This is a genomic window from Methylobacterium amylolyticum (genome assembly GCF_030700245.1).
Classification (GTDB): Bacteria; Pseudomonadota; Alphaproteobacteria; order Rhizobiales; family Beijerinckiaceae; genus Methylobacterium.
This window is the reverse complement of the sequence record NZ_JAUYZI010000096.1, coordinates 1-10991: the sequence shown is the minus strand read 5'-3', so window position 1 is coordinate 10991 and position 10991 is coordinate 1. Positions and strand designations below refer to the sequence as shown.

The following is a 10991-nucleotide window of genomic DNA, read 5'->3' as shown; positions in this document are numbered from 1 at the left end:
ACCGACCGAGATCGAGGCGGAGCGATCGTCGGCGTGGCGCCCGGCGTGCCCGTGCTGCGGCGGGCGCATGATCATCATCGCGGCCATCCCGAGCCCGGCTCAGCCGCGCGTACCACCCACCGCGCCGCGCCCCTCCGCGATGAGGGCGTTGTGACCCGGCCCGTTCCAGTCCAGCCCCGCGTCGAAGCCGTGTCGCTTCGGCCAGCGAGCCGCCGCGTGCCCAACCCGGCCGCAACCATCGCCGTCGTGCCGATCGTCGCCCCACCGGCCCGCCGCCGCTGCGCCACGCCCCCGCAGGTGCGTCTAAACCCGCGTGTTGGCCGCCCCACCCCGCCCCCCAAGGGCAGGTCCGTGCCACCGGCTGACCCCGCGCTCAGCCCGCAGATCTTCCAATCCCCATAGACGGTGCGCTCGCACCACCGCGGGTTCGTGCTGGGGCGGTTTGCGGACGCCGGCGCTCAGCCCAGCCGCATGACCTGCGCCGGCCGGCATCCCAAAAACCTTCACCATGGACATCCGATCGCTGCGCTTCTCGCACCTGAAGCGAAAACCGCTCCGGTGCGGCACGGACGCTGCCAAGCTGTGTCCGAACGGGATCTCGCGGACCGCCCGGTGCGGAAGAGATTGCTTTCCGGTGCAATAGTCGTCACCCAGTCGATGCATCGACGACTTGCTGCATGCACACATATGGATTATTGCATAGGATACTTAAGTTCGATCTATTTCTACGATCAAAGTGCTCAAGATTATTTTTAAACTATAATACTTCCATGTTGGTGCATTGTGTCGACGAATGCGGGGACGTGCTGTAGGTACACAATGCATGCGTACCGATGGACCAAGCTGCACGCATTCGGCGCGGCCGGCCAGCACGATCGCCCACCACCTCGGCGGCTGGCTGAGCGTCTTCACGTACGAGACGATCTTCGGCGACGGATCCCGAACGACGGTCCCGGTCGGCACGGGCCTGCGCGTCGTCGTCTACCTGCGCGGGCAAACGGACCTCCAAGTCGCCGATCTGCCGGCGATCAGGATTGCGGCGCCGGCCCTGCTCGTCGGCTTCGCCGATAGAGCGCTCGACAGGGAGCAGACTTTCCCGGCCGGCCAGCCGCTGAGCAGCGTCCACGTCCGGATCGACCTCAATCACGCCAACGCTGTGCTAGGCGACAGCGCGGCCTCGGTGACGCAGCGCTGGGCCGAGCGCGGATTCGCATTCGAGGGGCGCCCGGCCGACGCGACGGTCCAGGCGGTGGCGTCGCAGATCCTCGCGGCCGCCGGCCCGGCGGGGCAGCCGCTCTACCAAGCGGCCAAGGCCCTCGAGCTCATCGCCCTGGTCTTCGAGGCCGAGGCGCTCGCCGATCCCGCTGCATCGACGCGCCGCCTCACGGTCGCAGACCGGAGGCAGGTCGACGCGGCCCGCGCCCTGATCCTGGAACGCCTGGACGCAGCTCCCGACCTCGATGCGATCGCCCGGCGCGTCGGAACGAGTCCCGCAAAACTCAACCGCGCGTTCCGGATCGCCTACGGCATGACCCTTTTCGCCTTCCTCCAAGAGCAGCGCCTTCAAGCCGCCTACCGCATGCTCGCGGGCTGCGAGGTCGGCGTCGGCACGGTCGCCCTCAGCGTAGGCTACACCGCCCCCCACTTCGCCACTCTCTTCAAGAAGCGCTTTGGCCTGCGACCCAGCAGTCTCGGTATGTCGCGCGCCAAGTCCCTGTTATGAATTAGAATGATGATAAATTCGATCGAAGCGTATTGCAGCGATATCGAAACACGTAACCGTTGTCGCAATCAGGCCTAGGGTCTATCACCTAAGCACTTTTCCGTGAACGGTGCCTTCTCGACGGGACGATAACCCGCGTAGGGCCGGGGGCTTCAGGTCGATGTGCAGCGTCATCTGCAGAGTATCCGGCTTCTCGCTCTCGGCGATGGGCGCGCTCCTGAGCACGATAACTGTTGGCGTGGCGCAGCCTGCCCCGGCTCAGGTCGCGCTGGATGAGATCTCCGTGATCGGGGCGGGCGGGGGCCCGGCGGTTCCCGGACCGGCGGGAACCGCCGGCGAGCGGGCGGACGGCCCGGTGGCCGGCTTCACGGCCAAACGCAGCGCCACCGGTACCAAGACTGACACTGCGCTCATCGACACGCCGCAATCGATCAGCGTCGTCACCGCCGACCAGATCCGTGCCACCGCCGCGCAGAACCCGAGCGAGGCTCTGCGGTACACCGCTGGCGTGCAGGTCGAACGCTTCGGCGGTGACCCACGCTTCGACTGGGTCAAGGTCCGCGGCTTCGACGTACCGGAGTACCTCGACGGACTGCAACTGCCGAAGGGTACCTACGCGTGGTCGCGCTACGAGATCTACGGCGTCGAGCGGATCGAGGTGCTCAAGGGCCCGGCCGCCGTCCTCTACGGGCAATCGCCGCCCGGTGGCCTCGTCAACTTCGTCAGCAAGAAGCCGTTGGACGTGCCCTACCGCGAAGTGCTTGTGCAGGGCGGCAGCTTCGGACGCTTGACCGGCGCCTTCGACGTTACCGGCCCGGTCGACCCCGAGAAGACGGTGCTCTACCGCGTCGTCGGCCTCGGGCGTCTGTCTGACACGATCGTCGATTACGTGAACGACGACCGCGCCTTCATCGCACCGAGCGTTACGTTCCGGCCGGACGCGGCGACACAACTCACGGTGCTCGGCTACTACATCAAGGACGATTCGAAGTCCCTCCAGTTCCTGCCCTCGCAGGGCACGCTCACCCCCAATCCCAACGGTCGCATCCGCCGCTCCGTCTTCCTGGGCGAGCCGGGCTACGATGCATTCCGCCGAGAGCAGTTCGGCATTGGCTACCAGTTCGAGCACCGTTTCGATGAGGCTGCGACCTTCAAGCAGAACCTGCGCTACTCCGGGGTCAACGTCGATCTGCCGGTGGTGCGCGGCTTCGGCTTCCCGACCAACGCGGCGGGCGTCGTCACCGACTTCCGCAATGTGACGCGCCGCGCCGTACGGTTCGACGACAACGTCAACGCCTTCACCATGGACAACCAGTTCGTCCTCAATGCCGTTACCGGCCCGCTCGCGCACACCTTCCTGTTCGGCCTCGATGTGCGCACGTTCGACATCGGCTTCGCCACGCGCAACGCGCTGACGACCAGCCTGGACGTGTTCGCGCCAGTCTACCGCGGCTTCCAGCCGTTGCCGCCGATCACCTCGCGCATCCGCCAGAACTTCGAGCAGATCGGCGCCTACGCGCAAGATCAGATCCGCTTCGACCGTTGGGTGCTGCTGCTCAGCGGGCGGCACGACACGGTGACCAGCACGACGGTCCAGCAGGTCGGCAATACCCGCGTCGACCAGACCGACCGGGGCCTCACCTACCGCGCCGGCCTGCTCTACGAGTTCGAGTCGGGGGTAAGCCCCTACGTCAGCTACGCCACGCTGTTCCAGCCCGCCACCGGAACAGGCTACAACGGCATCGTGCCGCCGACCGCGCTCGGCGCCGGCTCGACTCCGTTTCGCCCGACCACAGGCGACCAGATCGAAGGCGGCCTGAAGTACCAGCCGCCGGGCACGGCGAGCCTATTCACGCTGGCCGGCTTCTCCATCGACCAGCAGAACGTGCTGGTGCCCACCACCTTCGGCTTTCAGTCCCAGGTCGGCGGCGTGCGCGCTGAGGGGTTCGAGGCCGAAGCCAAGGTGACGGCGTTCGAGGGCTTCGACGTTGCCGCCGCCTATAGCTACCTCGACGCCCGCATTACCCGCACCGGCACCGGCCCCACCGCGCCGCGTATCGGCGCGCGTATCCCCGTGACGCCCTACAACCAAGCGGCGCTGTTTGCGACCTACAGCTTCCCGCCCGGGCCGCTGTTCGGCCTCACCGTGGGCGGCGGGGTGCGCTTTTTCGGCGACCATTTCGGTGACTTGGCCAACACGATCCCCATCCCGTCCTACACGCTCTTCGACGCCACGATCCGCTACGACCTCGTCCGCCTGAATCCGGCCTGGGCGGGGGCGACCTTCGCGCTCAACGCCACAAATCTGGCCGACAAGGTCTACGTCGCGACCTGCGATACCCGCGCGTCCTGCTACTACGGCAACCCGCGCACGGTGCTCGCGACGCTGAGCTACCGCTGGTAGGCGGAGAATGTCGCCCGGAGCGCAGCAGTGAGGAACTCGTTCCGGCAGTCGATGGCGTGGTTGCACGCGTGGTCAGGCCTCGTGGTCGGCTGGGTGCTGTTCGCGGTGTTCGTCACCGGTACGGCGAGCTACTACCGGCCCGAAATCTCGCGCTGGATGCGTCCGGAACTCGCCGCGGCTGCCGAGCCGGATGTCGCCGCGCTGGCGCGGGCGGCCGAACGCGGCGCCGCCTTCCTCGCCGAGCACGCTGGCGACGCGACGGGCTGGTCCATCGGCATGCCGCGGGCGGACTTCCCCCTGATCGAGCTGTACTGGCGCTCGCGGCCGGGCCCACCGACGGGGCACGCCCTCCTCGACCCCGAGACCGGTGCGCCGGCCGCCGTGCGCGACACGCGCGGCGGCGACTTCCTGTACCGCTTCCATTTCGAGCTGAGCTTGCCCCCGCTCTGGGGGCGCTGGGTCGTCGGCGCCTGCGCGATGGTCATGCTGGTGGCGCTGCTCTCGGGCATCGTCACCCATCGGCGCATCTTCGCCGACTTTTTCACCTTCCGCCGGGACAAGTCGGCCCAGCGCGGCTGGCTCGACGCTCACAACGTGGCCGGCGTGCTCGGGCTGCCGTTCCACCTGATGATCACCTACACCGGGCTGGCCACGTTGATGTTCCTGTACATGCCTTGGGGCATGGACGCGGCCTTTAGAGGCGACAGGCAGCGCTACTTCGCCGAGTCCGGGCAGGTCCTGCCGCCGGCAGACCCGGTTGGGCAGCCGGGCCAATTGCCGCCGCTCGGGCCGTTCGTCCAGCGGGCGGTAGCCGAGGTCACCGAGCCCCTCGACCGGATCACGGTCACCCATCCTCGCGACGCGGCCGCCACCGTGCTGGCGATCTTCGAGGAGCCGCACGGATTGTCGCACGTTCACCCGCAAATCAGTTTCGCGGCTGCCACGGGCGCGATCCGCGCACGCTCCGTGACGCCGGGTCCGGCCGCGCGAACCCAGGCCGTCATGGTCGGCCTGCACGAGGCGCACTTCGCCGGCACGGCCCTGCGCGCCCTGTTCTTCCTGTCGGGCCTTCTGGGCTGCGCCACGGTCGCCACGGGCCTCGTGCTCTGGACAGTGGCGCGGGCGCCGAAAGGCCGGGGCTCGCGCGCGCTCGGTCTGCGCGCCGTCGACGCGCTCAACGTCGGGACGATCGCAGGGCTGCCCGGGGCGATCGCCTGCTACCTCGTCGCAAATCGCCTGTTGCCGGTAGACTTGGCGGACCGGGCGGTCTGGGAAATGCGGCTGTTCTTCACGGGCTGGCTGCTGATCGCTGCCACGGCGCTCCTGCGGCCGCAGGAGCGTCGGTGGACCGAGGCGTTCGCCGCCGTGACGGCGCTCTATCTCGCCGTACCAATAGCTGATTTTCTGTTTCCCGGACGCCCAGCGATCGCCTCCGACGCGATGTTTCTCGGGTTCGACGCGGCGATGCTGGCGGTCGCCGCGGTCTTCGCCTACGCGGCCACGTGCAGAACGAGGCGCCCGCTCGAGATGCGGTGGCCGATCGGTCGGCCGGTGTCCACCCTCAGGAACGAGCCTCTGTCCCGTTCACGCTGACGCTCATTGTCAGTCTGGCCCAAGAACCTTCGCGCCGTGCAAGTCGGGATGGCCACTTCGGGACCCCTGCCGTCCAAAGCCGTCGTGCCGCTTTCGTGAGGAGTTTCGGGCGCCGTGAGGCGTACGAAAGTCCCCGAAGAACGACCCCGCGGGGACCGAGGCGCTCGCCTACGGGGATTATGCGCTCTCGCCCGATGGCGCGGGCTGGCACGACGGTCGGCGAAGATCTCTGTGGGCGCGGCGCGGCGGTCGACCGGGCCAAGCTGACGGCCGGCCAAGGACGGTCGGGGCGTTGATCGACCTGTCTCGGCCAAGGTCGGGCGGCTGGGAGCACCACACAGCCTGGCAGGCGCGCAACGACCCTCCGGCCGCGGCGCGAAGGCTCCCGGCGTCGTGGTCGCTGACGGCGTGCCGGATCATGCCGCTCTCATCCCGGTCGGGGCGGACGCGTTTGGCGGGCCGCGCGGCAGCATGAAGCGCCCGAAGGTCTCGACGACCGTCATGCGTCCGCCGCAGCACGGACAGGGCGGGCGCCAGTCGGGCGGCGGCGTGGGCTCGGGCGGCGTGGCCGGCGACGGGGCGGCCAGCAACTCTCGGATACGGGCAAGGTTGGCTCGACGGCCGGCGCTAGCCAGCAGGCCGTAGTGGCGGATGCGGTGGAAGCCCGTGGGCAGGACGTGCAGCAGGAAGCGGCGGATGAACTCATAGGGCCGGTGAGGGTCGATGAGGCTTGCGCGCGCCGGCTTCGCCCAATTCGGCGGCTCGTCCCGGCGCAACCAGCACCGCACCGTCTTGCGATCGAGGTCGAGATGGCGCGCGATGCCGGACACGGAGGCCCCGGCCCCATGCAACCGCAGGACCTCGGCGTGACGCGCCCGGCGCGGCGCGTGCCTGGCGAGCCGGCGCCGGTCGGCGGCTGTCGCCGGACGCGCGTGGTTCTGCTCGGTCCAGTGCGTCGCGGCCCGCTCATCTCCGAGCGTGCTCGCCACAGAGCGGATCACGGCGTGCTCGTCGCCGACCGTCGCCTGCAACGCCTCGCCGAGGTTGCGCACACCCGGCGTTCCAGATCGACGATCACCGTGCCGTAGCGGCGCCCGCGTCGCCAGGTCCACTCGTCGATGGCAATTACGCGCGGGGGCAGCGTGACCGGTAGGCCGGCACGCAGCCGATCGTGGGCACCGCTTCGCCGAAGTCGACCTGGGCGTGACCGGGCGGATGGGCCAGCGGCACGAAGGTCTCTCGGCCCTGGCCCGGCAGATCCGCACGTGGTCCTTCACCACCGTGTAGCCGCCGGCATAGCCGTGCTCGTCGCGCAGCCGCTCGAAGATCCGCTTGGCCGTATGCCGCTGCTTGACCGGTGCGGTCTGGTCCGCCTCCAGGATCGCATCAATCGCCGGCAGAAGAGGCCCGAGCTTCGGCTTCTCGACCGGCTTCGGGCGCGTGTAGCCTAGCGGCAACGAAAACCGGCACATCTTGGCGATCGTCTCGCGGCTCAGCCCGAACACAGGGACCGCCTCACGCCGGGAGTTGCCGTCGATGAACATGAACTGCCGAACGGCCGCGTAGACTTTCACGGCAAACATCCTTGGCCCCTCTCGACAGAGAAGCCACTCCACTGGCCGGCTTTTATAAGGGCCGCATCAGCACTACGCCGACGCTCCAGTGGATGGTTTTGTCACCGCCCTACACAGCTCTCGATGGTCGTGAAGATCCAGGCCAGAAATGTCGCCCCGCTGGACCGCGCGAAGGCCGCCAAGCGGTTGCGTTTTCGTCCGGTATTGCCTGAACAAGGTGGAAAGCCGCCGCGAACGCCTCCGCGCCGAGAAGCTATGGATTCGCGTAATGCAGGAAGGCGCTTAAAATTGGCTACGGACGCGCCAAAGGTTAGCGATAGTCGCTTTCCCGAGGAGCGACGTGGGCGCTGGTCAGCCCCCCGCATTGCGGAGTTCGCCTACATGGATGTCGTCGAGATCTATCGCTCGCCGTGGCGGACCATCGGCCTCTTCCTGGCCTCCGTCGGTTTCACGGCATTCGCCGGATGGCTGATCTATGCTCACCCAACAATCGGGCTCACGGCCGTGACGCCTGGAAGCTTCGGCGAGTTCGAGGCATATGTTGGCGTCGCGTTCTTCGGCCTCTGCATAGTGCTGATATTCCCGAAGCTGTTTCAGTCGAAGCTGGTGGTGTCCGTCGGGCCGCGGGGGATCTACGATCGCAGGCTGTCGACCGATTGGATTCCGTGGAAGTCGATCCGCAGCGTGACGCCGGTGCAGTTCCAGCGGCAACGCATGCTGGTACTGGAAATCGATCCGGCGGCCGACGCGGATCTGCCTTGGACAAAAGGTGCGCGCCGCAAGGCCAAACTGAACCGGGTCTTCGGGCGGTCCGGGTACTGGATGACGGCGGCCGATCTGCGCGGCGGCTTCCCGGCATTGGTCGAGGCGGTGTCCGCGGCCAAGCGCGGCGCGTAGCCTTGGGGCCGCCGACTATGCCGTTGCCCGGCCTGTAGATCGGCATCGAACCATAATCTTTCCCTTAGGTTGACCTAAACTACTGTAGTATAGGCTGAATTTTGCAGGGATATGAGTTCTTGATCCGCGCCGATCGTGACCCCATCGATAAATAGACTTCCATTATTTTGTCGCGACATTTAGTGGCATTCATGGCGGAGGCATGGTTCGACGCCGATCATCAGTCGAAGGTTGCCTCGATGCGCCAGCGCTCGCGGTAGTAGCGCTTGTCGTGGCGAATCACAGCACCGTGTGTTCACCGATCGCGGCGTCATCCAGTTGCACGAGGAAGGCGGCACCGATGCCGCCCTCGATCAGGCGCGCCACCGCCGCCCGTTGCCGTCCCACGATGATCATCTGACCCAGCGATAGGGGTGCATCGAGCGCCAGCGCCACGCCAGACGCCGACAGGTTCACGATCTGCGCCGGTACCCGCCGCCCGCTCATCAGCGTGACCTCCACCGCCGTATGGGCAGGCACGATCCGTCGGGAAACCCGCACGACATCCGACGGTGGCGCCTGCCGGCGCGCCAGCTCGAGGAGGCTTCGCGCCACAGCACCGGGAGACGGGACCGGACCGACGACCCGCACAGCGAAGTCGCTGCTTTCCACCCATGCGACATGGCCCTCGAAGGAGCCCGCGCCGCGGACGCTGCACGTCAGGCGTTCCTCGCTGGTCGGGAGCGTCGCGGATCGTAACCGCAGCCCTGCGGGCGAGATATCGACCGTGACGGCGTGGAACTCGGTCCCGTCGCGGCGCAGGCACACGGCCGGGGCGACGACGGCGTGACGTGCGATGACGCGGCGCTCCGTCATGGGCTGAACGCTGCCGCTACGGGGCGAAAGGCGCGCACGAGATCCCCGTCGAGGCGGCTCACCATATCGCCCAGGACGATCAACGCTTCGGCCGGAGGCATGGGCGTCTTGTAGGGGCGGCGCTCGATCAGGGCCGCGTAGATGTCGCAGACGGTGACCAGCCGCACGAGGTCGGGGATTTCCCCACCCCTCAGCCCGTCGGGGTAGCCCGAGCCATCGAGCATTTCATGGTGCGAGCGGACGACGGCGAGGGTTTCCTCCTCGAAGCCCGCGCCCGCGAGCATGGCGTGTCCCTCCGCCGCGTGGGAGCGCATCACCCGCAACTCGTCGCCTTCGAGCCGGCCGGGCTTGTTCAGGATGGCCGGCGGGACCCGGGTCTTGCCGATATCATGCAGGAGCGCGGCTTTGGCGAGCCGGTGACGATCGCGCGCCGCGAACCCGAGCGCTCCTCCGAACGCGACCGACAGGCCGGCCACGAGCAGCACGTGCTGGTGCGTGACGTCGTCGAACCGTTGCACGGTGCGCACCCAGTCGCGGATGCTCGTCTCGCGCACGGCCCGTTCCACGAGATCGGTGCCCATGTCGACCACGGACGGCGAGATCGGCTGATCGGCAAACAGCGTGGCCGCGATGAAGCGGCGCGCCTCGATGGCCCTCTTCTGCACCGGCGGAGGAGGAAGTGCCGTCCGATCGCCCAGGCGATCGAGCCTATCGATGATGAGCTTCACGGCAGCGGCTGCGCCGAGGGTCTGGCTCGCCCCCAGAAGCCGCGCCTGCGCCTCGGCTCTCGCTGCGTTGCCGTGCACGAGAAAGAGATAGGGTGCGCTCTCGCCCCGAACGATCTTGAGGGTCCGCTGAAGGCGCAGGACCGCGTCCGAGGTAAGCGTGCTGACGTCGCTGAGGATCATCCCAGGTGTCGTAGCTGGAGCCGGGTCCTCGTAGAGGTCCAGAACCCGACAGGCGCGGAACGCTCCGAGGTCGCGGGCGAGGCGCTCGCCGCGGCGCCGGTCGTCGGTGATCAGCAGAAGCTCGCCCATCCCAGACCCGTCAGAGGATCGCGCGCTCGTCGAAGGTCATCGAGCTGAACCTGAGCCGACGCAGCCGCGCCACGTGCGCCGCCGTGCGTGCGCGCCATTCGCTGCTCGCCACAACCTGTATGGTGATTGCGCCAGCATAATTTGCAACTTTTGGGCGTCAAAGGTTTGTATATCCCGCCACTACGGAAGTAATACAACCCAAAATTGTTACAAACGGGATAACATTGTGCGCTGGATCCGCAAATTCGATATCGTCACCAGCCACCCGTGGGCGTGAGCGCCACCACCCACCATGGAGCCATCGCATCGTCGGCTGCACGGATCCTCTCAGAGCCTGTTTGAGGTCCTCTGCCGTCCGTCCCCATCTGTCTCGTGTGGCAACACAAATTCCGCCTGGCGGGGCGGAGGAGAGAGCAGATGTGGACGGACCGGCATCGGACGCGCCATGAGACGCGTCTGAAGGACATGGTGATGCAGGCGGGCTTGGACGAGGTGGCCCGCTTCCTGGAGCGGGCCGACCCGGCGGCACGACCCAACGCCAAGTCAGCGCGCCTCGTGATGGCGGCCGTTGCTTGGCATCTGCGCACGGGCGGCGGGTGGCGGGCGCTGCCCGACGGCTTCCTGCCCTGGCGCACCGTCTATGGATGGTTCCGGCGCTGGGTGGACAAGGGTCTGTTCGAGAGCCTGATGCGGACGCTCGCGCGCCGACAGCGCCGCCGCTGCGGGCGGCGTCCCACGCCGCGGCTGGCGATCATCGATACACAGAGCGTCAAGTGCATCGGTGTGCGCGGGCCACGCGGCTACGACGCCGCCAAGAAGCTGGTCGGGCGCAAACGCGTGGCGCTGGTCGATGCCGAGGGGCACGTCCTGGGGCTCGCCGTCGTGCCGGCCAACGTTCAGGATCGCGA

7 protein-coding genes and 3 pseudogenes are annotated in these 10991 nt (G+C 67.7%); 5 read left to right on the top strand and 5 right to left on the bottom strand.

Annotation, left to right across the window (positions count from 1 at the left end):
• The first annotated feature begins 823 nt into the window (after positions 1–823).
• From Q8W71_RS31635 to Q8W71_RS31625, 3 genes are all read left to right on the top strand, one after another.
• Complete coding sequence (locus tag Q8W71_RS31635; protein ID WP_305529316.1) at positions 824–1723, top strand: helix-turn-helix domain-containing protein; 900 nt, start codon at positions 824–826, stop codon at positions 1721–1723.
• A gap of 238 nt (positions 1724–1961) precedes the next feature.
• On the top strand, positions 1962–4127 hold the full coding sequence (locus Q8W71_RS31630) for a TonB-dependent siderophore receptor (protein WP_305529315.1): 2166 nt from the start codon (positions 1962–1964) through the stop codon (positions 4125–4127).
• Positions 4128–4154: 27 nt separating this feature from the next.
• A complete protein-coding gene (locus Q8W71_RS31625) occupies positions 4155–5720 on the top strand; it encodes a PepSY-associated TM helix domain-containing protein (RefSeq protein ID WP_305529314.1) in 1566 nt (521 codons plus the stop codon).
• Positions 5721–6136: 416 nt separating this feature from the next.
• Here Q8W71_RS31625 and Q8W71_RS31620 read toward each other — a convergent pair.
• The 3 pseudogenes from Q8W71_RS31620 to Q8W71_RS31615 form a co-directional block, all read right to left on the bottom strand.
• Positions 6137–6430 (bottom strand): annotated as a pseudogene (locus Q8W71_RS31620) (transposase); the annotation flags it as partial.
• Between the two features lie 69 nt (positions 6431–6499).
• A pseudogene (locus tag Q8W71_RS33035) lies at positions 6500–6709 on the bottom strand (hypothetical protein); the annotation flags it as partial.
• Positions 6710–6878: 169 nt separating this feature from the next.
• Positions 6879–7303, bottom strand: a pseudogene (locus Q8W71_RS31615) (IS21 family transposase); the annotation flags it as partial.
• A 372-nt stretch (positions 7304–7675) separates the two neighbouring features.
• Between Q8W71_RS31615 and Q8W71_RS31610 the strand changes: the two are divergent.
• Positions 7676–8191 carry an STM3941 family protein gene (locus Q8W71_RS31610; RefSeq protein WP_305529313.1) on the top strand — a complete coding sequence of 172 codons (516 nt, stop codon included), beginning with the start codon at positions 7676–7678 and terminating at the stop codon, positions 8189–8191.
• A 279-nt stretch (positions 8192–8470) separates the two neighbouring features.
• On the opposite strand, the gene Q8W71_RS31605 is transcribed toward Q8W71_RS31610, so the two are convergent.
• Together Q8W71_RS31605 and Q8W71_RS31600 are read right to left on the bottom strand one after the other, a co-directional pair.
• Positions 8471–9046, bottom strand: a complete 576-nt coding sequence (locus Q8W71_RS31605; RefSeq protein WP_305529312.1) for a PilZ domain-containing protein — start codon at positions 9044–9046, stop codon at positions 8471–8473.
• The gene (locus tag Q8W71_RS31600) at positions 9043–10083 is read right to left on the bottom strand and encodes an HD-GYP domain-containing protein (protein ID WP_305529311.1); all 1041 of its coding nucleotides are present in this window, start codon (positions 10081–10083) and stop codon (positions 9043–9045) included. The genes Q8W71_RS31605 and Q8W71_RS31600 overlap by 4 nt, the downstream gene beginning before the upstream one ends.
• A gap of 417 nt (positions 10084–10500) precedes the next feature.
• Between Q8W71_RS31600 and Q8W71_RS31595 the strand changes: the two genes are divergently transcribed.
• Positions 10501–10991: transposase (locus Q8W71_RS31595; protein WP_305528870.1), on the top strand; the 491-nt coding region annotated here is incomplete at its 3' end.

What these genes read in the sequence shown, in the direction of transcription:
- Q8W71_RS31605 (WP_305529312.1), bottom strand. Translation starts at nt 9,046, where the DNA reads ATGACGGAGCGCCGCGTCATCGCACGTCACGCCGTCGTCGCCCCGGCC.
- Q8W71_RS31635 (WP_305529316.1), top strand. Translation starts at nt 824, where the DNA reads ATGCGTACCGATGGACCAAGCTGCACGCATTCGGCGCGGCCGGCCAGC.
- Q8W71_RS31600 (WP_305529311.1), bottom strand. Translation starts at nt 10,083, where the DNA reads ATGGGCGAGCTTCTGCTGATCACCGACGACCGGCGCCGCGGCGAGCGC.
- Q8W71_RS31610 (WP_305529313.1), top strand. Translation starts at nt 7,676, where the DNA reads ATGGATGTCGTCGAGATCTATCGCTCGCCGTGGCGGACCATCGGCCTC.